Origin of the sequence: Nostoc sp. ATCC 53789 (genome assembly GCF_009873495.1) — a bacterium.
GTDB classification, from domain to species: domain Bacteria; phylum Cyanobacteriota; class Cyanobacteriia; order Cyanobacteriales; family Nostocaceae; genus Nostoc; species Nostoc muscorum_A.
Map to the genome: position 1 here is coordinate 4,036,932 of NZ_CP046703.1, position 23,007 is coordinate 4,059,938.

At 42.2% G+C, this 23,007-nt stretch carries 14 protein-coding genes; 9 read left to right on the plus strand and 5 right to left on the minus strand.

All coding sequences use genetic code 11. From position 1 onward, the window contains the following. Positions 1 to 56: 56 nt before the first annotated feature. The 3 genes from GJB62_RS16685 (at position 57) to GJB62_RS16690 (ending at position 6,993) form a co-directional block, all read left to right on the plus strand. On the plus strand, positions 57 to 2,051 hold the full coding sequence (locus GJB62_RS16685; protein ID WP_245245947.1) for an Eco57I restriction-modification methylase domain-containing protein: 1,995 nt from the start codon (positions 57 to 59) through the stop codon (positions 2,049 to 2,051). A gap of 45 nt (positions 2,052 to 2,096) precedes the next feature. After that, positions 2,097 to 2,630: a BsuBI/PstI family type II restriction endonuclease gene (locus GJB62_RS37495; protein ID WP_245245948.1), complete on the plus strand. Its 534-nt coding sequence runs from the start codon at positions 2,097 to 2,099 to the stop codon at positions 2,628 to 2,630. Between the two features lie 238 nt (positions 2,631 to 2,868). Continuing rightward, on the plus strand, positions 2,869 to 6,993 hold the full coding sequence (locus GJB62_RS16690; protein WP_114081316.1) for a response regulator: 4,125 nt from the start codon (positions 2,869 to 2,871) through the stop codon (positions 6,991 to 6,993). Positions 6,994 to 7,270: 277 nt separating this feature from the next. Here the strand turns inward: GJB62_RS16690 and GJB62_RS16695 are convergent, their stop codons facing one another. Further along, complete coding sequence (locus GJB62_RS16695; RefSeq protein ID WP_114081315.1) at positions 7,271 to 9,115, minus strand: tetratricopeptide repeat protein; 1,845 nt, start codon at positions 9,113 to 9,115, stop codon at positions 7,271 to 7,273. 115 nt (positions 9,116 to 9,230) lie between these two features. Between GJB62_RS16695 and GJB62_RS16700 the strand changes: the two genes are divergently transcribed. Further along, positions 9,231 to 9,497 carry a hypothetical protein gene (locus GJB62_RS16700; RefSeq protein WP_147262471.1) on the plus strand — a complete coding sequence of 89 codons (267 nt, stop codon included), beginning with the start codon at positions 9,231 to 9,233 and terminating at the stop codon, positions 9,495 to 9,497. A 119-nt stretch (positions 9,498 to 9,616) separates the two neighbouring features. Here the strand turns inward: GJB62_RS16700 and GJB62_RS16705 are convergent, their stop codons facing one another. Together GJB62_RS16705 and GJB62_RS16710 are read right to left on the minus strand one after the other, a co-directional pair. Next, a complete protein-coding gene (locus GJB62_RS16705) occupies positions 9,617 to 12,799 on the minus strand; it encodes a PAS domain S-box protein (RefSeq protein WP_114081313.1) in 3,183 nt (1,060 codons plus the stop codon). Between the two features lie 296 nt (positions 12,800 to 13,095). Beyond that, a complete protein-coding gene (locus tag GJB62_RS16710; protein ID WP_114081312.1) occupies positions 13,096 to 14,397 on the minus strand; it encodes an adenylate/guanylate cyclase domain-containing protein in 1,302 nt (433 codons plus the stop codon). A gap of 143 nt (positions 14,398 to 14,540) precedes the next feature. On the opposite strand from GJB62_RS16710, the gene GJB62_RS16715 reads away from it, so the two are divergent. Both GJB62_RS16715 and GJB62_RS16720 read left to right on the plus strand, forming a co-directional pair. After that, positions 14,541 to 16,139 (plus strand): DEAD/DEAH box helicase family protein, encoded by a 1,599-nt coding sequence (locus GJB62_RS16715; protein ID WP_114081311.1) that lies wholly within the window; start codon positions 14,541 to 14,543, stop codon positions 16,137 to 16,139. Beyond that, positions 16,069 to 17,283, plus strand: coding sequence for a DUF790 family protein (locus tag GJB62_RS16720; protein ID WP_114081310.1), 1,215 nt, complete (start codon positions 16,069 to 16,071; stop codon positions 17,281 to 17,283). The genes GJB62_RS16715 and GJB62_RS16720 overlap by 71 nt, the downstream gene beginning before the upstream one ends. Positions 17,284 to 17,378: 95 nt before the next feature. Here the strand turns inward: GJB62_RS16720 and GJB62_RS16725 are convergent, their stop codons facing one another. Further along, a complete protein-coding gene (locus GJB62_RS16725; RefSeq protein WP_114081309.1) occupies positions 17,379 to 18,710 on the minus strand; it encodes a DEAD/DEAH box helicase in 1,332 nt (443 codons plus the stop codon). Positions 18,711 to 19,001: 291 nt separating this feature from the next. Between GJB62_RS16725 and infC the strand changes: the two genes are divergently transcribed. Then, entirely contained in the window at positions 19,002 to 19,436 is a 435-nt protein-coding gene (infC, locus tag GJB62_RS16730; RefSeq protein WP_012409964.1) for a translation initiation factor IF-3, read from the plus strand. A 180-nt stretch (positions 19,437 to 19,616) separates the two neighbouring features. Here the strand turns inward: infC and GJB62_RS16735 are convergent, their stop codons facing one another. After that, positions 19,617 to 20,231, minus strand: a complete 615-nt coding sequence (locus tag GJB62_RS16735; RefSeq protein WP_114081308.1) for a TetR/AcrR family transcriptional regulator — start codon at positions 20,229 to 20,231, stop codon at positions 19,617 to 19,619. Between the two features lie 260 nt (positions 20,232 to 20,491). Between GJB62_RS16735 and GJB62_RS16740 the strand changes: the two genes are divergently transcribed. Together GJB62_RS16740 and devC are read left to right on the plus strand one after the other, a co-directional pair. Then, the gene (locus GJB62_RS16740) at positions 20,492 to 21,799 is read left to right on the plus strand and encodes an HlyD family efflux transporter periplasmic adaptor subunit (protein WP_114081307.1); all 1,308 of its coding nucleotides are present in this window, start codon (positions 20,492 to 20,494) and stop codon (positions 21,797 to 21,799) included. Beyond that, complete coding sequence (devC, locus tag GJB62_RS16745) at positions 21,796 to 22,971, plus strand: ABC transporter permease DevC (RefSeq protein WP_114081306.1); 1,176 nt, start codon at positions 21,796 to 21,798, stop codon at positions 22,969 to 22,971. Before GJB62_RS16740 ends, devC begins: the two co-directional genes overlap by 4 nt. Positions 22,972 to 23,007 lie beyond the last annotated feature (36 nt).

The window sequence follows — 23,007 nt, forward strand, 5'->3', positions numbered from 1 at the left end:
AGTCTTAACTGAACCGTATTGTTATATAAACTTGATAGCAATTAAGAAGATAGACCGTGATTGTCCCATCTAGTAGTAGAGCATTATTAACAAGTCATAACAGTAGTTTGAGCTTTACCAGCCTTACAGAACTATCAAGTGCAAACTTACTTGCAGAAGTCGATCTTCATCGGATTGTAGCAAGTTTAAAGCTCAGGCAAAACAAAAAAGCATCGATGGGTCAGTTTCTCACTCCCGCCTCAGTAGCAGAATTGATGGCTGGAATGTTTAATAGGCTTGATTTACCTGAAATATCTTTGCTTGATGCTGGAGCCGGAATTGGTTCACTACTAGCTGCTTTTGTAGCAAAAGTGTGCCAGCATCGACAACATACGTCAAGTTTGTGTGTTGTAGCTTATGAAATTGACCCTTTTCTAATTGGATATTTGCATCAGACTCTAGAGCTATGTAAGAAGGAATGTCAACGTGTAGGTATTTCCTTTAATTACGAAATTCGTGAGACTGATTTTATCGAAGATGCAGTCAGGCTACTTCAGATTGGTTTATTGAATAGTGCAAAGGCAACAGAATTTACCCATGCTATTCTCAACCCGCCTTATTTAAAAATTAATGCTAATTCTAAGGTGCGGAAATTGCTGCATTCCATAGGTTGGGAAACTAGCAATCTTTACACTGGTTTTATGGCAGCTACAGCGCAACTTCTAAAACCAAGTGGGGAGTTTGTAGCGATTACCCCGCGCAGTTTTTGCAACGGGCCGTATTTCCGTGACTTCCGCAAAATGTTTTTAGAGATGATGGCTTTACAACAAGTACATCTTTTTGAGTCGCGGCAAGAAGCATTTAGTGACGATGATATTTTGCAGGAAACTATCATCATCCAAGCTATAAAAGAAAGGCAAAAATCTAGCAGCGTCATCATCAATACCAGTTCTGGGGCTAATGATGACTTGATAATGTCACAATCTGTACCATATACAGCCTTAGTTAATCCCAACGATCGAGAGCAGTTTATTCATATTATTCCAGATAAGATTAGCCAGCAAATTGTTGAGCGAATTGAAATTTTTCCCTGCACTTTGAAAGATTTAGGGCTAACAGTTTCAACCGGACGGGTAGTAGATTTTAGAGCAAAAGAGTACTTAAGAGCAAATGCAGAAAACAATACTGTTCCTTTAATTTATCCGGTGAACTTAGCAAATGGATATGTAGAACACCCAAAAATTACCAAAAAGCCTCAAGCGATAGTTGCCCTAGAAAAAACAGCCAATCTTTTGATCCCAAATGAGCATTATGTCTTATGCAAAAGATTTTCATCGAAAGAAGAGAAAAGGCGTGTTGTCGCAGTGGTTTATGATGCCAATCAATTTAATTATGCCTATGTCGGTTTTGAAAATCACTTGAATTACTTTCATCAAGATGGACGGGGACTTAGCCTTACCTTGGCTCGTGGGCTTGCTGTTTATCTCAATTCAACCCTAGTTGATGCTTTTTTTCGGTTGTTCAATGGGCATACTCAGGTAAATGCAACAGATTTGCGAAAATTAAAGTACCCTAATTTGGAACAGTTATTAGCTTTAGGGACAGAGATTACAGAGCAGTTTCCTTGTTTGCGGGAAATTGATGAACTTATAGAAAATCAACTACAGAGTATGTCGAATCTGTCAGAGAATAATCCAATTGTAACTAAGTCTCGAATTGATGAAGCGCTACAAATATTGACACAATTAGAATTTCCCCGAACACAACTGAACGAACGGTCAGCTTTAACTCTTTTAGCATTGCTTGGCTTAAAACCGACAGACTCTTGGCAATTCGCAACTTCCCCTTTGATGGGAATTACGCCAATAATGGACTTTATGGCTCAACATTATGGCAAAACTTATAAGCGCAACACAAGGGAAACAGTTCGCCGCCAGACAGTGCATCAATTTCTGGATGCAGCTTTGATAGTTGCTAATCCAGATAATTTAAGTCGCCCTGTTAATAGTCCAAAAACTGTATATCAAATTCAGAACAGTGCGCTCGAACTCTTACGAACCTACGGTACTTAAGAATGGGAAAAAAGCATCTGTACCTATCTTGCTTCAGTTGAAACTTTGAAAAAGCAGTATGCTCAAGAACGGGAAATGTCTCGTATTCCGATAGTAATTGATGGAGAAATTAAAACTTTATCACCAGGTGGTCAAAATATTCTGATTGAAAAAATTATTAATGATTTTGGCTCTCGTTTTACACCTAATGGAAAGCTCATCTATGTTGGCGATACAGATGAAAAGTTTGCCCATTTTGATGCGGCAGCATTGACAGATTTAGGTGTTAACATCGATTCTCACGGCAAAATGCCAGATGTAATTATTCACTTCACAACAAATAACTGGTTGGTGCTGATTGAAGCTGTAACTTCACATGGGCCAATTAATCCTAAACGGAAGAAAGAACTTGAAGTCTTATTCAGAAATGCCGAAATCCCTCTGGTGATGGTAACAGCATTTCTCAGCCGTAAGGCAATGGTGGCATATCTGGCAGAGATTGCTTGGGAAACAGATGTTTGGGTTGCTGAAGATTCAACTCACCTAATTCATTTCAATGGCGAATATCTATTACAGGCTTACCAAATAGAAAAGAAGTAAACTTCTTGAATCTAAGTAAGTTGGCGTAAATAATTGTTGTTGGGATAAGGCAATAGGCAATAGGCAATAGCTAGAAGGGTTTTAGGCTAGTTCATTTTCCTTTACATAGTTTGATGTTATTGTGCCAACTTACTTATCTCAGTTTATTTTCTTTTATATTTTAGTGCCCGTGTTAAATAGGTTAGTAGAACGGGCATTATAAAGTGTCAGTTGAAAAATTTGAAATGTCCTTGTAAGAATGTTCATATCTTCCACTGCTTTGACAGAAGCTGATTTGGAGTCAGCGATTGTTCGCAACCCACTGATCGTTTTGCCAAGTACATCTGTGATGGCGGCGATCGCTCAGATGAGTGGTAGTCGCACTGTGTGTTCATCTTCAAGAGAAGCAGATATGGAAATTGAAGCCAGGCATCTTGAGGCGCGATCAAGTTGCGTGTTGATTGTTGAAGGGAATCAGTTGTTAGGGATTTTTACTGAACGAGACGTGGTTCGACTCAGTTCTCAAATGCGAAAACTAGAGAATCTGGCGATCGCTGATGTCATGGCACATCCAGTCATTAGCTTACACCAATCTGCATTTACCGATCTGTTCTTAGCTGTCAATCTACTCCAGCAGTATCGGATTCGCCACTTACCCCTGCTTAATGAACAAGATGAAATAGTTGGACTATTGACTCATGAAAGTTTGCAGCAATTGTCACGTCCAATAGACTTGCTGCACCTGCGCCTAGCGGAAGATGTGATGACTTCGGAAGTGATTTGCGCTGCTCCAAGTGTCTTTATGCTAGCTATTACTCGTCTGATGGCAGAAAATCGGGTGAGTTCAGTGATACTTGTAAAAGAAAGAGTGGCACAAGGTCAAGTCATACAAGTACCAATTGGGATTCTGACAGAGCGAGATATTGTCCAATTTCAAGCATTAGAACTGGATTTTGGACATCTCCAGGCAGAGGTTGTGATGAGTACACCAGTTTTCTCAGTCAGCCCTGAGTACTCTCTGTGGAGAGTTCAAGAGCTAATGCGGCAATACTTAGTCAAGCGGATAGCTGTGACTGGAACTCAAGGAGAGTTATTAGGAATCGTCACTCAGACCAGTATTCTGAAAGTACTCAATCCAGTCGAGTTAACTAATTTAGTTGGAGTATTGGAATATCAGGTAAATCGATTAGAAGCAGAGAAATTAGCACTGCTGAAAAATCGCAACGCCGAATTAGAGGAGCTAGTCCAGCAGCGTACAGCTACACTCAAGGCAAAAGCAGAGCGGGAACAATTAATTGCAACTATTGCTAGCCAAGTCCATTCTTCGCTCAATCTACAGGATATTCTCGACACAACAGTTCAAGAGGTGCGATCGCTCTTAGATTGCGATCGCGCGATGATCTTGCAGTTTCAACCTGACTGGAGCATGGTTGTGGTGGCAGACTCAGTAAAGAATGGTTATGTTTCTTACCGGGGTAAACAGATTGAGGATACCTGTTGTGCTACTGATGTGTTTGATCTATATCACCATGAAGGAATTCGAGTTGTGTGTGATATCTACACAGTGCAGATGAGTGATTGCCATCGAAAACTACTGGAAACGTTGCAGACTAGAGCCAAAATTTTGGTTCCAATTATCCAAGATGGCAACCTGTGGGGACTCCTGAACGTTGTTGAAAGTCTTGCTCCTCGAATTTGGGAAGCTGAAGAAATCTCTCTAGTGCAACAGCTTTCGACCCAGATGGCGATCGCAATTCAACAAGCTACTGCTTACCAGCAGCTTAAAACAGCAGAGAATGAATTGCAACAACAAAACTTGCGATCGAAATTGTTAGCCAATGTCACCCTAAAAATTCGTGAATCTTTACAAATTGATGAAATCCTCAAAACCAGCGTTACAGAGGTGCAAAAGCTTCTAAAGACAGACCGGGTATTAATCTTCCAACTAGAATCAAATTATTCGTTAACGGCGCTGCAAGAGGCAGTGTTCCCCAACTTTCCCAAAGTTCTGGGAGAGAACATTTTCGACCCTTGTTTCACAGAAAATTATATTCAGAAATACCGTGAAGGACGGATACAAGCTTTTACTGATATCGAAAAAGCGAATATCCAACCTTGCCACATTGAATTACTACAAAGATTTGCTGTTAAGGCTAACGTTGTTGTCCCCATTATGCTCAAACATGAACTTTGGGGATTGCTCATTGCCCATCAATGTAGTCATTCTCGACAATGGATAAGCTGGGAAATTGAACTTTTAAGAGAATTAGCTAACCAAATAGGCATTGCTTTAACTCAAGCCAAGTTACTAGAAGCCGAAACCCTGCAACGACAAGAACTTGAAATTGCTCGTCAACAAGCAGAATTGGCTTCGGAAGCCAAAAGTAGTTTTTTGGCGAATATGAGCCATGAAATTCGCACTCCCATGAACGCTGTTTTGGGAATGACTGGTTTGCTATTAGAAACTTCTTTAACACCAGAACAAAGAGATTTTGCAGAAACAATTAGTGTCAGTGGGGACGCGCTTCTATATCTCATCAATGAGATTTTAGATTTATCCAAACTGGAGGCTGGGGAAATGATGCTTGAAACCCTGGATTTTGATTTATCCACTTGTGTTGAAGAAGTTTTAGAATTGTTGGCTCCTCAAGCCCATCATAAGGGATTAAAAATTGCCGCCTTGATTCATCGCAATGTCCCTACTTATCTTCAAGGAGATGCTAATCGCTTACGGCAAGTTCTAATGAACCTGATAGGTAATGCTATTAAGTTTACTAGTACTGGTGAGGTGGTGGTACGAGCAGAATTGCAATCAGAAAATTACGCTACACCTACAATCCAATTCTCCGTTACAGATACGGGGATTGGCATGGCATTACAAGACCAAAGTAAACTTTTTCAACCATTTACCCAAGTTGATGCTTCTATTACACGTAAGTATGGTGGTACAGGTTTAGGATTAGCTATCTGTAAACAGTTAGTAAATTTGATGGGAGGAGAAATTCAGGTTGAAAGTCAAATAGATAAAGGATCGAAATTTTGGTTTGAGTTACCTTTTACCAAACAGCATCAACCTGTTTATCAGAATCATGAACGTGAACTTTTAAATCAACGGCACTTGTTAGTCGTAGATGACAATGCAACTAATCGCAAAATTATCTATCATCAAGCTACACGTTGGGGGATGCACGTAGATGAGGCTAGTTCTGCAACTATGGCTTTACAAGCCTTACAGCAAAGTGTCGAGCAGGGAGTTCCCTATGATATAGCTGTGATTGATATGCAAATGTCCGAAATAGATGGGATGAATTTGGGGATACAAATTAAGGCAAACCCTGTCATTGCTGATATCCCTTTAATCATGTTGACCTATACTAATCAAACAGATGAAGTGCAAAGGGCGCTAAACATAGGATTTACTAGTTATTTGGTCAAGCCAGTGAAGCCATCGCGATTACTGGAGACGATCGTGAATATCTTAGGAAGCCAAACAAAACTAAATGACTCTCATGTTTATAGAATTGAGCAACCGTTTGTGCCAATACAGGTAGAACCAATAAATGATTCCACTAAACACAAGTTAAAATTGTTGCTAGCAGAAGATAATCTTGTTAATCAAAAAGTCATCCTCAAGCAGCTTCAGAATTTAGGCTACAAAGCTGATGTTGTCGCCAATGGTCAAGAAGTTTTGCAGATATTAGATAAAATTCCTTACGACTTGATTTTCATGGATTACCAAATGCCAATTTTGGATGGTTTGGAAACAACAAGAGAAATTCGTCGTCGGTCAGCAAGTTCATTTGCTAGCCATCGGCAACCTGTGGTTATTGCTCTTACTGCTAACGCTATGGCAGAAGACCAACAAAACTGTAGAGATGCAGGGATGGATGACTATTTAAGTAAACCAGTAAATAAAAAAGATTTAGCAGTAGTACTAGAGCGTTGGAATGAAATAATTATTACTTCTGAGGCAGTTATGATTCCAGATCCCGCATCTACTAATCAAGATAGTCAAAATAGAAATTTAATCGACCAAATAATTGATTGGGAATACTTACATCAACTTTCAGATAACGATACAGAGTTAGAGTTAGAATTCTTGCAACTGTTCCAAGAAGATAGCCAAAGTCATTTAGAGTTTACCAAAACTGCATTCGCTGCTCAAGACTTTCAACAAATTGCATGGGAAGCTCATCATCTCAAGGGTTCTAGTGGGAATATGGGAGTTACAATTATGCAGAAATCAGCAGAAAAACTAGAGCTACTGAGTCGTAAACATGAGATTGCTGGCATGGACAATTTAATCGCAGATTTGGAAGATTTTATCAACCGAATTCAAGATTTTTTAATCAAGACAAATGTTGATAAGTTGACTGATAAATAGACAATACAAACTTAAAAATTCAAGCTTAAAAAATAAATTTTAAACTGTTTCCCTATTTATTATAGTTTTCCTCTAATTCTATAGTAGTAGACGTATGTTGGGTTACGCAAAGCCTCCACCCAACCTACAATTTTTTTGCAACATTTTAGCCTTGCCACGCTACTACTAGCGCTTTTGGAAAATAATTCCTATTTTCTCTGTGTTCTCTGCGCCTCTGTGGTTCAATAAATTACTTTTAAACCGCAGAGGTGCGAGTAGAAAGCAGAGATTTTAGAAGTTACATATCTTGCTTGTATATCTCTAATAATTTTGGAATGTAATCATACCCATCTACACCGATAACCGCAATTATTTTAGGGCGATGTTGCTGCAAGAATTTTTGGAAAGCTTCTGCCCCAATTTGCCCCTGTAAAATCGTTAGTAACCCTGCTGCTTGCCGCCACTCATTAGAAGCAATTTGCTCCAAAAGATACATTCCCAAACAGCCTGTGTAAACGGTTTTTTCAGAATTTTGGAGATGGTAATAAGCTTCTGCTAAATAAGCTAAGTTCCGCCCTTGGAGATACAAGTCGCCGGAAACTTGGGCTGTTTTAAAGCCATCCTCCAAATATTTAATTGCAGTTTGGTGTTCTCCAATTACCAGATAAGCGATTCCTAAGCTACTCACACATAAAGCTTTACTTTGAATATCGCCTAATTTTTCTGATAATTTTAAACCTTGTTCCAAATAATTAATTGCGGCTTCATAAGTTTCAGGTTCTAGATTCTCCAGTTCTTGAGCCTGCATGACTTCGCTGTAACCTAAATTTACTAGCGCGTTAGCTTCTCCTGTGCGATCGCCTGCTTGCCGACTCAATATTAATGCTCGTTGGCTGTAGTTAATTGCTTCAGCATAATTTTGCTGTTGCACGTAGGTGCGGCTAAGGTGGTTGAGATTGGCTATTTCACAAGCGCGATCGCCTGCATTTCTGGCTATCTCTAACGCCTGCTGATGAAAATCAATTGAGCGCTGGTATTGCCCCAAAGCACGCTGAGAATAACCTAACAGCGTCAAAATCCGCGCCTTCTCTTGGGTTCCCTCGCCTCGTCGCAATGGTTCATCCAAATAATCGAGGGCATCTCGCAAATAAGTGCCAGTAAAAGAGGCAAATATCCCGCCGTAAAAGGGAAAATATGGACGCTGGGCAAAGGTTCGCAAAATCTGGAGCATGATTTGAGAACAGGCATCGGCGTATACTGTGCCAATGCTTGCAAAACCACTTGCTAATTGACTCCAAATCACTGCAAAGGTCAAAAAAGTCGAAATGGACAACTTTGGCCCGGCCTTAACATCGTAAGCTTGTTGGTCAAACCAGTTAATTAGCCCCCGTTGCAAGAACTGTAAAATTAATGCCATTTCCACCCAATCTCTCAGGGTGATTCCCCGTTGTCGCTGGGCAAACTCAATTGCCGATTCTTCCATCGCTAAGGTGCGAAGCAGTGCTTTGGGTAACTCACTATTGAGTTGTTTCGCCCAACTTGCCCAAGGGCCACGTTCTCCCGGTACGCCGCCAAATCCTAAAGCTTCTTTTTGCTCGTACATCCAACTGAGCAAGTTGTCTTGCAATCGCTGCCAAGAAGCTAAACCACGGGTAATCCCTTCAGAAAACTGTTCTAAATCGCTATCTGCCTGGGCAAATTGCTGTAATGCTTTTGATAATTGCTGTAGCTGTTGCAAATTTAGCGGATACTTCTGATTTGGGTCAGTAATCCGTAAAAATGTCGCCAGTCGCTCGTCAGAGGGGGCTGTGGTAATTTCTGTAACTGCGGAAGCGATCGCTTCTGTGGTTTTGTTTTGCTCTTGCCAACGTTGCCATTGACTTTGAATAGTCTTAATGGCTCTCAAACTGCGAGTGGCTTTAGCTTTCTTGAGTTCGTCTTTTTCACTATCTACTTGGCTTTGGAGAGCATTCAAGCGATCGCTCAAAACTAACTCAAATACCTCCCCTGTACCGGAAGTAATGCCTTTAAGCAGCATTTGGTACACCATCTCAACAGAGCTAATTTTGCCCTTGAGGGTGGTTTCAACAATTTCATCGATTAAGGCAAGATAGCGATCGCGCAATGGCAGAGAATCTGACACTTTAGCTACTAAGAAACGTCACGTCAATTCTAATTCTAGTCTAGTGGGGAGAAGGGGGCAGCACTTCGGCTTCGCTCAGTGACCGGAGGGCAGGGGGAAACTTGGTTCATCCATTATGGAACTGGATGAATCCACCTTTTATCTCCGTCGCCGAGTATTTGAACTGGATGAATCCACCTTTTATCTCCGTCGCCGAGTATTTGAACTGGATGAATCCACCTTTTATCTCCGTTCACGAGTATTTGAACCGGATGAATCCACCTTTTATCTCCGTTCACGAGTATTTGAACCGGATGAATCCACCTTTTATCTCCGTTCACGAGTATTTGAACCGGATGAATCCACCTTTGAACTCCGTTCACGAGTATTAAAGGCTCATTAATAAGCCTTTAATACTCGTGAAGCATTATAAAAATTCATCAAACAAGGCAAAAGTAAAAAGCAAAAGAAATATTAAATTCATCTTTAATTTTTACTTTTTAATTTTTAATTTTTAATTCTTCAAGTGCGTCCAGTGAGGTTGGCAACTACAACTGCTAACTCGGCGGGATTTACTGGCTTAGGAACGTGGAGTTGAAAGCCTGCTAACAAAGCTTGCGTGCGATCTTCTGCCCTAGCGTATGCTGTTAACGCTACTGCTGGAATCCGCCCTCCTTGATCTGTTGGTAGCGCCCTCACTTGACGAATTAGTGCGTAGCCATCTTGTTGTGGCATACCGATATCGCTCACCAGTATATGGGGGCGAAATTGTTGCAAAGCAAGCAGGGCTTCACAAGCAGATGCAGCTGCTATGACTTGCGCCCCATACTGTCCTAGAATTGTGGTGAGTAAATGACGCGCGTCTGCCTCATCATCAACAATTAGCACTCGCAAGTCATCTAATCTCGGCAGGTAATTATTAGCCTCTGGGACATCCACCAGAGATGAAGGCTGCTCTGCTGTATTAGCCTCTACATAAACGGCTTTCATCGGCAGATTAACAATGAATGTCGCTCCCTGTCCAATTCCTAGACTTTCGACAAAGACTGTGCCACCGTGTAATTCTACCAAGTGACGGACGATCGCTAACCCTAATCCTAGTCCGCCATGCGATCGCGTGCTGGAACTGTCAGCTTGACGAAAACGTTCAAATACATGGGGGAGGAATTCGGCGGCAATTCCCGCTCCCGTATCACTCACGCGAATTTGCACGGAAGATTCAATCCGCTCTAATTGCACATCAACTCTTCCGCCTTTGGGTGTAAACTTGACGGCGTTGGAGAGCAAGTTCCACACAACCTGTTGCAAGCGGTTGGTATCACCCACAACTACCCCAACTTCAGGATCGAATTTACACTTGATGTTAATCTCTTTAGCCTCAGCTGCTGGGCGCACAGTATCGATTGCCGCCTCTACAAGTGGTACAAGTTTTATCCGATGGATACTGAGATGAAGTGTGCCTCTAATAATCCGTGACACATCTAGGACATCTTCGATTAGTTGCGTCAGGGATTTAGTGTTACGCTCAATTGTTTCTAACGCCCGCGCAGTAGTAGCCTCATCAAACTTGCGATTTCTTAGTAGCTGCGTCCAACCCAATATGGCGTTTAAGGGTGTGCGGAGTTCGTGGGAGAGGGTGGCGAGAAACTCATCCTTCATCCGATTTGCTGATTCTGCATCGGCGCGTGCTGCTTTTTCGCGCTCAAGCAGTTGTTCACGTTCTTGCTCTGCTTGCTTGCGATCGGTAATATCGAGCATAAACCCATGTAGTAGCTGCGGCCCATTCTCATCCCGCACGACATTAACAATGTCATACAGCCACACAACTCTGCCATCAGCAGCCAACATTCTGTATTCAAATTCGTAATTATTCAGTGACAGCGAAGATTCTTGGCAATATTGAATAACCCACTCGCGATCTTCTGGATGTATATGTTTTGCCCAGAAATCATCGATATACCAGTCTGATAATGGATAGCCAAGAATCTCAACGGTTTGCGGCCCTACATAAGTAAAATTTCCGTTAGTGGCATTCACCTCCCAAGGAATTATGCGGACTTTTTCGGTTAGCGTCTTTAACCGTTTCTCGCTCTGTTTTAGTGCTGCCTCCGCTAACTTGTGAAGTGTAATATCTGTGATTAGGGCAACAAATCCTTCAACTTTTCCTTGCTCACTAAACTGGGGAACGTAACTTACATTTATGTAATGGTTTGTGCCATCTTTATGAGGTAATTGGGTTTCATAAGTGACTTCCTCTCCAGAAAGTACTGCTTCTACATAAGGAAGAATTGACTGATAAACCGACTCTCCCAGAATTTCTCTAATGTGTTTACCATAAATTTCGGAAGCGGGAAGCCCAAACCAGTCTTCATATTTCTTGTTATTAAAGCGATAACGCTGCTGAGTATCAACATAAGAAATCTGGACAGGCACAGCATTTGTAATTAGCCGCAGTTCATCTTCTCGTTGATGTAGTGCTGCTTCTGCTCGTTTGCGTTCTGTAATGTCGCGTTGAGTTCCCCATGCTCTGACTAAAAGCCCATTTTCGACAATTCCCACCAGATTATTCAAAAAATATTTGGAATTACCTTGCTTATCTATTTCGTGAGACTCTGCATCGATTAGTCGGTAATTAGAACGGATAAAATTACGCAGGTATGCAATATTATGTGGATCGGAGGGAATGAGAAAATCTCCTAGTCTGGCGTTGATAATTTCTTCGGCACGAGAACAGCCATACATCTGTGCCATTACATTGTTGCATTCGGCTAAGTAAACATATTGATAAAAATGTTGAATTTGTTCATCTTCTGGACAGTCTGCCGAAATTGGTACTTCTAGTTCAATGCACCAAATACCTTCTGAACTCTGCTCTAAAAAAGCGCGGTAGCGTTCTTCGCTTTGGCATAGGGCAAGCTCTACCTGTTTGCGTTCGCGTAGCGCAGCTTGCTGTTCGCTTAAATCAAGGACAAAAGAGATAATATCGTTAGAATTATTTTCTAACAAAGCAGAACCTAGCAGGATGGGAACACAGTTCTGGTCTTTGCAGATGTATTCGTTCTCAAAAGGCTGACATACACCTTTGGCTTTGAGTTCTGCGTAGGCGTAGCCTGCCGTAGGCATCGCACTGTTGTTTGCTTCAATATATTTTGGTGAGATCATATCGCGCCACCGAACCCGCCCGGCAAGTAAATCTTCTTGCGAATAACCTACCATTCGTAAAAAAGCATCATTGGCTTCTGCGTTGGCGTAGCCCGCCGTAGGTATCGCTCCATCCATATTGGCTACAATTACCCCAATAATGTTGGACTCTACTAACCTTCTCAACTTTGCCTCGCTCACTTTTAACTTCTGCAAACTCATTTGAAGATGTTGTTTGGCAGTGCGTAACTCTGAGTTTAGCAAGGTGATGAATGTTGTCACCAGGACAAACAAGCCTAACCGTCTTATGTTGTCTAGACTCGCAACCGAGAGCGAAAACACTGGCTCTAAGAAAAAATAGCTAACAGTCAAAGTAGACAAAGCAGTAGCCAGCAACCCTGCTTCCATACCACCATACCAAGCACTAACCGCCACGGCAGCAAAAAATAGCAGGAAAATAGTTGGTTTCAGTAGTGGCTGTAGCAATAGTGTTAGTAGCAATGCGCTACCAACAGCCAATAGTGCAACAGCATAGGGTGCTAGAAGGGAACGTGTTCCTTTCAATGTGGCTTCTCCTTTTATGCAGCTAGCTAAAGGATTATTCCCAAAATCAGCTAGAGAATGCGATGCGTTAGCCAGTCTGCGTTCGCTTCTAGCGTCTCGTAGAGAGCATCACAGTCCGTCGTAGACATCGCTCAATATTTATTATGCATCGAAATAATACACATTAAAGCAGTTATTTGCTGTGAATCTATCTAAAGGATTAAAGCTTAGTTTTAGCAGAGGTTAAATAGCTAAGATTTATCGCTCTAATTATATATTTTATATTTCTCTATATCCGTCAAACAGCATAGCTGTAATTAATTTTTAAAATTAACTTCTTTTAGGATATAAGTCATCATTTCTCCTTTGCCTTTAACCTGAATTAAACCTCGTTTATCGAATAAGTATTTATCTTTTAAAAGCTGATAAGTTGCTTCACAGACCTGGATACTACCGGCTATTCCATGTGATTCCATTCTACTAGCAGTATTTACTGTATCTCCCCAGAGATCGTAAGCAAACTTTTTCAGCCCAATCACTCCCGCTACAACTGGCCCTGTACTAATGCCAACACGGATGCTAAATAATTGATTATTTTCTGCATTAAAGATAGCTATAGCATTTTGCATGTCCAACGCCATATTAGCTATTGCTGAAGCATGATCGTTAGACTGATTTGGCAATCCGGCAACAGCCATATATGCGTCGCCAATAGTCTTGATTTTCTCTACTCCGTGAAGTTCTGCTAATTGGTCAAATAAACAGAATATTGTATTTAAGAACTCAACTAATTCCGTAGGAGATGTACGAGCTGAAAGCTCTGTAAAACCAACAATATCGGCAAATAATACCGTAACTTCCATAAAACTATCAGCAATAGTTGTAGGCTGTTGTTTTAATTGTTCTGCAATCATCCCTGGCAGAATATTTAGTAGCAGCCGTTCCGATTTTTGCTGCGCCAGTTCCATTGCTTTACGTGCATAAAATTCTTTTTTTCGCAAGCGTTCGTATAAGAATACAGAAAATACACAAATTATGCAAGTCCAAAAGAAGTATAATCCTTGTTCAGCATAAAAAGCTGATGGATTCTTCAATATAGGATTATATAAGAAATATAAGGTTAAATAGCAAATTATTGTTCCGAATTGAGATATTAAATGCATCCACCATTGAACTGGTATAATTGTAGCCTGAGTGAGAAACATCAGAGTCCAAATATTGCTTCTAGGTTCCAGATTATTAAACAATAAAGCTATATCAATTTGGACAACACAAGTTACAGCCCAGCATAAACTCAAAAAAATTAAGTCAGGATGGCGACGACCAATAGAAGTTTTACATAAACCCCAACAAATAAGAGTGAATAATTCTACGACAATCCCAATTTTAAAAGCGTATATCTTGGCTTCTAAATATGAATTTGCCCAAAGGAAAAAAGCGATTAAAGTCAAGCCAGCTACCAGCATAATCTGCGCCTGCAATTGTAGCCGTTTCAGTAGAAAGCTCTGTCGCTGTTCTTTGTAGGATTCGGCAAGGTTATTGTTGGTTTGCCGATTGGACATTCCGTGACTAATGAGGGCATCTAGTTGGGTTTTATCTGAGTTACTTGGATGAATCATGCACTTTTTGCGTTATTAGTAATCAATAGACTAGGGAGTAAAGAAGGGAATAGGGTACAGGTTACAGGGTACAGATTATTCCCTATCACCTGTAACCTAATCCCTATGCCCAATTCCCAATCCCCAATCCCCAATTCCCATAAATGGCTCGTACCCCTACACTAAATTTTGATCGTGGCACATTAATTTTGCATCCACCACCACGCGGCAAAGGTTGGATGGATTATGCTACGTGGGATGATAGAGTTGAAAAATTCCGCATTCCAGCAATTAGATACCGATCGCTAGTAGAAGCACTACAAGCGGAAGATGTGAATTTTATCGATGAGGCCAAGCAATTTTATCCTGTAGATTTGGTTCCCACTCTGGAAATGGAACCCTATCCCCACCAGACTGAGGCGCTAGCGGCTTGGAAACTGGCGGGTAGGCAGGGAGTGGTTGTGCTTCCCACGGCGGCGGGAAAGACTTATTTAGCACAAATGGCGATGCAATCAACGCCGCGCACGACGCTGATTGTAGTGCCAACTCTAGATTTAATGCATCAGTGGTATGCACATTTGGTAGCAGCTTTCCCCGATGCTGAGGTGGGATTGCTGGGAGGTGGTTCGCGGGATAGAACAGCTATCTTAGTTGCAACTTATGATAGTGCAGCAATTCACGCCGAAACCTTGGGAAATCAATATGCGCTGATTGTTTTTGATGAATGTCATCATTTACCTACAGATTTTAATCGGGTTATCGCTGAATATGCGATCGCACCTTATCGTCTGGGACTCTCTGCTACACCGGAACGCACTGATGGTAAACACGCTGATTTAAATATTCTGATTGGTGAAGAAGTATATCGTAAACGCGCCGAAGATTTGGCAGGGAAGGCGTTAGCAGAACATGAAATTGTCCAAATTAAGGTAAAGTTATCGCAACTTGAGCGGGAAAGATACAATCAACTCATTCAAACCCGCAACGACTTTTTGAAGCAATCGAAGATTTCTTTGGGGAGTCTGCAAGGTTGGCAAATGTTTGTGCAAATGAGTGCTAGATCGCAATCTGGACGTAGGGCGATGTTAGCGCACCGGGAAGCGAAAGATATCGCTTTGGGTACTGATGGGAAGTTGCGAATTTTGATTAATTTATTGGCAGAACATTATCCAGCAAGAATTTTGATTTTTACTGCTGATAACGCAACGGTTTATCGCATTTCTCAAGAGTTGCTAATTCCTGCGATTACTCATCAAACTCCTGTGAAGGAACGGCATGAGATATTAACTAAGTTTCGAGAGGGAAAATATAATACTTTAGTTGCTTCTCATGTGTTGAATGAAGGCGTTGATGTGCCGGCGGCTTCTGTGGCGATTATTTTATCGGGGACGGGTTCGGCTAGGGAGTATACTCAGCGATTGGGAAGGATTTTACGGAAGGGGAATATTGAGAATAAGCAGGCGATTTTGTATGAGGTGGTGGCGGAGGATACGAGTGAGGAGGGGACTTCGGCTAGGCGGAGAGGGGAGAGGACAAGGGGACAAGGGGACAAGGAGACAAGGGGACAAGGGGAGAAGAAAGGGAATTTGCAGGTTGTGTATGGGAGTGGGAAGGAAAGGAGTTTGAAGGCTGCGGAACAGTTAGAAATTAATTATTCAACCGGAAGTTCAAAATCTAAAATTCAAGATTCAGATGTTACCGACAGACTTACTGATGCATCGCCAAAACGGGGAGGAGATCATCCCGAAGAGACTGAAGATTGATCAAAAAACTTCGGAGTTGGCGATTGAGTTAATTAATTATTTTCAATCAGCAGTGGGGAAGACTCAGGGTGTGCTTGAGCGACAACTGACTGATTTTGAAGGAGATTCTACAGATTATCGGGTGAAGCGAGGGTTAGCTTATATTCTCAAAAGCAGTTTTTGCACTTTTGAGGTGGTTAGTCCTTTGGAACCACAGATGTTAAGAGAACGGGTGTTTTCGTTGGCTGCAAAGTCTGTTTCTAGTCGAGAATCAACTCAAGTTACTCTGAGTAAAATTGCTGATGAGTTAACTCAAGAACTTGAGCGGGAAGTTCTACTAGAACAGGTTCGGAATGGACTATACGCTGATTTATCTGAAAATAAAATTTTGACAGTGTTTGATGCACCAACAGCGCCAGATTTATTAAATCGATATAACTTATCCCAGGTGCAGGGTGTTTTTTATAAGGCCAGTAAACTGGTGTTAAATGCTCATCGGAATGTTCCGGGTGAATATAAGCTGTTATTTCGCTATCTGAAGTTGTTTCAATTGATGGCTTATATTGAGGGCGATGCTGACCACGGGTTTACCATTACCATTGACGGGCCGACGAGTTTGTTTAATCCTAGTACACGATATGGGTTAGCGATCGCTAAACTTATTCCCGCTTTACTTCACGTTACTAAATGGAGTCTTTCTTCCATTCTCCAAACCCGCGATGCTTATACAAATAGTTGGAAAACTGGACGTTTCACCCTCAATTCTGAATGTGGTTTAGTATCCCACTATCCACCGGGGAAGCCTTACGATAGTATGCTAGAAGCATCTTTTGCTGATAAGTGGGATGCTTTGAAAAGCGGTTGGGCATTAGAGCGAGAAGTTGATTTAATACCGATTCCCGGTAGTGTGATGATTCCCGATTTTCGCTTGGTGCATTCTGATGGACGCACTTTCTTATTAGAAATTGTTGGTTATTGGCGGCCAGAATATTTACAAAAGAAATTTTCTCAGGTGCGGCGGGCTGGACGCGATGACTTAATTTTGGCAATTTCTGAACGGCTTAATTTAGAAAAGGCGGGAGTAAAATTAAATGATGTCCCCGCCAGAATTGTTTGGTTTAAAGATAAGTTATTGCCGAAAGCTGTCTTAGCTGTAATGGATTGATTATGGAGACTGGGTAATTGCTATTGGATATTTCATAATTGGAAAAGTCTTCCCTCATTCCCAGTCCCCAGTCCCCAGTCCCCAGTCCCCAGTCCCTACTTAGAACGACGCGATGCGGACGAACGAGCCCCAGGCTTCTCGCCGTTAGTCGCGGGTGGCGCTGCTTTACGTTTAGCCGATGTCCGTGGTAAAGGTTTAGGAGTCCGAGGCGATCGCTTTTCACCTCCAGATTTGGGTCTGTGTTGCCGTCCATTGGGGATTGGTTCGGCCGTTGTATCGGGGTTAGGGCCAAAGCCAGCCACTACTTCCCTTGGCAAACGCTGCTCAATCAGTTTTTCGATATCTGTCAATAGACTGTATTCATCGACGCATACCAGCGATACAGCTTCACCTGACGCACCAGCACGACCAGTTCGCCCAATGCGATGAACATAATCTTCCGGTACATTGGGTAGATCGAAGTTGACTACATGGGGTAGTTCACTGATGTCAAGACCTCTAGCTGCAATGTCTGTCGCCACTAATACCTGTAAGCTACCATTCTTGAATTTTGCCAGAGCATTGGTACGCACCGGTTGGCTCTTATTCCCGTGGATTGCCAATGCTTGAATGCGGTCTTCACCCAACTGCTTAACTAAACGGTCAGCGCCATACTTGGTACGAGTAAACACTAGCACTTGATACCAATTATCTCGCCGAATCAGGTGAGCAAGTAATTGACGTTTCTTGTCACGGTCTACTTGGTAAATTTTTTGGGCGATTGTCTCGGCGGTGACGTTGCGGCGTGCCACCTCAATCATCTTCGGGTTATTGAGCAACCCGGCGGCTAGTGCTTTAATTTTGTCCGAAAAAGTAGCGAAGAATAGCAAATTTTGTCGCTTTTTGGGCAAAAGTGCAAGGATGCGGCGGATATCATGGATAAAGCCCATGTCCAGCATCCGATCTGCTTCATCTAGAACTAAAACCTCAATATGTGACAGGTTTAGCGTGCCCTGCTGTACGTGATCCAGCAGTCGCCCTGGAGTAGCCACCAAAATATCCACTCGGTTCTTCAAACGCTGTTTTTGCAGATTAATACCGACTCCGCCAAACATCACCATCGAGTTTAGCTGCAAGTATTTGCCATACTCGCGCACGCTTTCTTCTACTTGGGCGGCGAGTTCACGAGTCGGGGTGAGAATCAGTGCCCGGATCGGGCGGTATCCATTAGATGTAACTTTGACGTTCTTTTCGGACGATAACCGATGTAGAAGTGGTAGGGTAAAACTAGCGGTTTTTCCAGTGCCAGTTTGTGCCCCAGCTAGTAAATCGCTACCCGATAAGACGGCAGGAATCGACTGTATCTGAATTGGCGTAGGTTCGGTGTACCCTCGCTCTGTAACCGCACGGATAATTTCATTGGACAAGCCGAGAGTAGAAAAATTCATAAAACTCCAAAAGTAACATCGGCCTGTCGCCAATGGCGGCGTCAGTCTTAGGCGGACGGATAAAAAAGTCTTGAAAGGCTGGATGGGCAGTAACGCAAAGACTGAAGAGCGAGTGCCACAGTCACACATTCTAACAGAATGTAGCCCATTGTGTGGTTAAAGTTGCTCTGATTCAGTGTTGTGTTAAATTAGCATTACTTGGGATATAAAGTATTGAACAATTAGGAGAAATTCGTTATCGCAATCCAAAAGCAACTGATTAATTCACAAATCAAGTCACCTCATGTCTTCTTGATTGACCATGAGAATAACAATCGTGGTCTAATCGACACCAATGAGGCGCTACAGTTAGCCGAGAGCCTAGAGCTTGACTTGGTTGTAGTCTCTCAAGGCAAAGAGGCCCCAATCGCCAAAATCCTGAATTATGGCAAGCTTCAGTATCAAAAGAAAAAACGTCAGAGCCAGAGTGCTAGACCTACGGTAAAAGAAGTTCGTTTCGGTTTAAACGTGGGTGTGGCTGATTACAATTTACGTATTGAAAAAGCAGTTGGGTGGTTGAGTAAAGGCGATTCGGTGAAGTTTGCCATTCGTTTACGAGGCCGAGAACATCAATATCGTGACCAAGCAGGAGAACTGCTAGACAGAATTGCAAAAGACCTCAGTCAAGTAGGTAAAATCCAGTCACTGGATAAACGCTCACTAATTGTTCAAGTCATTCCTGCCTAGTTAATCTTGCGATCGCTGGAGGATGTATTTGTGCCAGCTTTTAAAACTCCCACGGCCATGAAAACATTGCTATTGCTCGTTTTCAGATCAAGCCGTGGGATTTTAGCTCAAAGCTCAGAAACCAAAAAAGCCAGAGGATAGGCAACAGCACTCCATCAGCTAAGAATGGGACATAGCCAATCAATCGGCGCATTTAGTGATTAGGTGTGTCAACGCATCAATCAGGCGATCGCTTTCCATTGGTATAATGTCCCTCCCATGCATCACATCTTGAGTAATATGAAAATGCACCAATGCCCCTAAGAGAATTCTTGCTGTTGCCTCTGGGTCAGGTATTTTTAGCTCAGGAGCAGCCAAGTATTGAGTGAGAGTCTCCGTTACTGGCTTAATCATGGCATGAACACAAATTTGAGCTAACTCAGGAAAACGACCAGATTCTCCTATTAATACTCGCATAAAGGCACTATGCTCTTGGTCGCTATTCATCAGTTCTAATGCTTTGGTTCCTATACCACGCAGTACGGCTCTTGGTTCTCCCTCGATGGGTACTGTGCCAAAGATAGAGTTATTCTTTTTGCTTGCTAGTTGCTCTATCAGAACTTTAAAAAGTCCTTCTTTATCTTGAAAGTGGCTGTAGACTGTAGCTTTAGAAACACCAGCCGCTACTGCTACCCGATCCATACTTGTACCAGCATAGCCATTTTGGAGAAACTCCTGCATTGCCCCTTGCAGAATTTGCTCTACTTTATCAACCGAATTATCTCGATCAACTTCGTCAGTTTTTATGCGTACCATTTCTTAATTATCCTCTCTTATAAAGAATTTTAATGATTTAATCGGCATTTAATGCAGGAGACAGGAGTTATTTTTTTCTCCAAATCCCTCACTTTCCTTGATCCCCGTATTCTTGTTTTCATTTGGGTGGGGAAGGCAGGGAAAACTGTTTAATTGCCAAGTTGGACTTTTGACTATTGACTAAACTACTCCGTTTAGTTTAGCATTAATTGAACTGAACAGTTTAGTTCAATTAATGCTAATGGTAAAAGGTGAACAGTATGGTGCAGAACTGGAAACTAGAGGATTTAAAGTCTTCCCAAAATCTTTTGCGATCGCCTCTTACACTAGCAGTAATTACATCTTTGCTAATCGGTGGAGCTAGTGTTTATACGGTACTAAAGTTCCAGGCTACGGCTAATGAGAAGCCAGCCATGCCAGTAGCTGTTCAACCAGTGGTAAAAACAGTGACAGCATTGGGACGCTTAGAACCAAATGGAGAAGTAATGAAATTATCTGCAACTTCTTCGACTGAGGGAAGTCTGCTTCAGAAACTCTTAGTCAAAGAAGGCGATCGCGTCAATGCTGGACAGGTAATTGCAATTATGGATAGCCGCGATCGCTTGCAGGCAAGTTTAGTTGAGGCCCAAAAGCAAGTTCAAGTTGCCAAATCTAACCTCGACCAGGTAAAAGCGGGAGCAAAACAGGGAGAAATTGGAGCAAAGCAAGCTGCTGTCAGCCGTCTGCAAGTCGAACTAGAAGGAAACATAAAAACTCAGCAAGCCATAATCGATCGCCTAACAGCAGACTTGCAAGGACAACGAGAGAGTTTACAAGCAACGGTGGATCGCGTCGCCGCCGAAAAACGTAACGCTCAAGTAGATGTGCAACGCTACGAAGCTTTATACAAAGCAGGGGCAATTTCCAGTCAGCAAGCCGATCAAAAACGCTTGAGTGCAGAAACTTCTACTCAGCAGTTAATCGAAAATCAAGCCAACAAAACCAGAACTGTCGCAACTTTAGAACAGCAGATTAAAGAAGCCAAAGCTAACGGCAATCAAACCATCGCTAGCTTGCAACAGCAGATTAACGAAGCCAAAGCCACTCTTAACCAAACAGCTGAAGTCCGTCCGACAGACATTGCCAACGCTCAAGCAGAGGTAGACAGCGCTCAAGCGACTGTGGCAAAAATTAGAGCGCAATTGGATCAAGCTTATGTTCGCGCACCCGAAGCGGGACAAATTTTGAAGATTCATACACGAGCCGGAGAAACCGTTTCTAGTGACGGGATTGTAGAATTAGGTCGAACCGACCAGATGTATGCAGTTGCAGAAGTTTACCAAAGTGATATTAACAAAGTGCGATCGGGGCAACGGGTCAAGGTAATCAGCGATTCCATTCCCGAAGAATTACAGGGAACTGTTGATTGGACGGGGATGCAGGTACAGCGACAAAATCTGGTTAACAGCGATCCTTCTAGCAATATTGATGCCAGAGTAGTGGAAGTTCATGTGCAACTAGATCGAGCATCTAGCGCCAAAGCTGCCAAGTTTACCAATCTGCAAGTAAAAGCGGTGATAGAACTATGATTGGATTTATTCAACAACTGCGGCAGCGAACCCCTCTAGGATGGTTGCAATTGAGTCATGAAAAAAGCCGTTTGTTGGTAGCTTTGTCAGGCATTGCTTTCGCTGATATTTTGATGTTCATGCAGCTAGGGTTTCAGACTGCCTTGTTTGACAGTAATACTAAACTGCACAACAGTATACAGGCTGATATTTTTCTACTTAGCCCTCAAGCCCGTAACGTCTTAAATGCGTCCACCTTTACACGGCGGCGACTGTATCAAGCAATGGATATACAGGGGGTGAAGTCAGCAGAACCAATGTATGTCAACATTGTCGATTGGAAGAATCCGAAAACACGCCAAAAGACATCTGTCCTAGTTATTGGGATTAATCCTGAAAAACCAGCTTTTAACTTACCAGATGTGAACAGCCAGATAGATCGGGTGAAGCTACCAGATACCCTGCTGTTCGATCGCGCCTCAAGAGGAGATTATAAAGAAGCGATCGCTCAAGTTGAACAAGGTTTGTCTGTAACTACTGAAATTGACCGCCGCACGATTACCATTAGTGGCTTATTTTCAATCGGCGCATCCTTTGCGGCTGATGGGAACCTAATTACCAGCGACCAGAACTTCTTACGGCTATTTCCCAAGCGCGAAGCCAGCAGTGTCAGTGTAGGTTTGATTCAACTCGAACCAGGGTACGATCCAAAACAAATTAAAGCAGCTTTAGAATCTCATTTAGATAATGATATTAAAGTTTTGACCAAAGCTGAATTTATCGAATTTGAAACAGATTATTGGAAAAAAAATACAGCTATCGGGTTTATCTTTAACTTGGGTGTAGGAATGGGGTTTATGGTAGGCGTGATTATCGTCTATCAAGTTCTTTCTACAGATGTGAATTCCCATATCAAAGAGTACGCAACCTTCAAAGCAATGGGGTATAACAATCTCTATTTATTGGGTGTGGTGTTTGAAGAGGCGATAATTTTGGCAATCTTGGGCTTTATCCCAGGAATGATCGCACCTTTAGGACTTTACCGTCTAACTCGTAATGCCACTAATTTGCCACTTTACATGACCGTAGCACGAGCCACCACAGTGCTAATACTAACTATGATTATGTGTATTATTTCTGGTGCGATCGCCACTCGGAAATTACAATCCGCCGATCCCGCAGATATGTTTTAAATTTGTCATTTGTTACTCAAAAGGACTAATGACAAT

Bases quoted from the DNA above. Each gene is read 5' to 3' on its own strand.
- GJB62_RS16740 (WP_114081307.1), top strand. From the start codon at position 20,492: ATGGTGCAGAACTGGAAACTAGAGGATTTAAAGTCTTCCCAAAATCTT.
- GJB62_RS16720 (WP_114081310.1), top strand. From the start codon at position 16,069: ATGTTACCGACAGACTTACTGATGCATCGCCAAAACGGGGAGGAGATC.
- GJB62_RS16710 (WP_114081312.1), bottom strand. From the start codon at position 14,397: ATGATTCATCCAAGTAACTCAGATAAAACCCAACTAGATGCCCTCATT.
- GJB62_RS16725 (WP_114081309.1), bottom strand. From the start codon at position 18,710: ATGAATTTTTCTACTCTCGGCTTGTCCAATGAAATTATCCGTGCGGTT.
- GJB62_RS16700 (WP_147262471.1), top strand. From the start codon at position 9,231: ATGGAACTGGATGAATCCACCTTTTATCTCCGTCGCCGAGTATTTGAA.
- GJB62_RS16735 (WP_114081308.1), bottom strand. From the start codon at position 20,231: ATGGTACGCATAAAAACTGACGAAGTTGATCGAGATAATTCGGTTGAT.
- GJB62_RS16715 (WP_114081311.1), top strand. From the start codon at position 14,541: ATGGCTCGTACCCCTACACTAAATTTTGATCGTGGCACATTAATTTTG.
- devC (WP_114081306.1), top strand. From the start codon at position 21,796: ATGATTGGATTTATTCAACAACTGCGGCAGCGAACCCCTCTAGGATGG.
- GJB62_RS16690 (WP_114081316.1), top strand. From the start codon at position 2,869: ATGTTCATATCTTCCACTGCTTTGACAGAAGCTGATTTGGAGTCAGCG.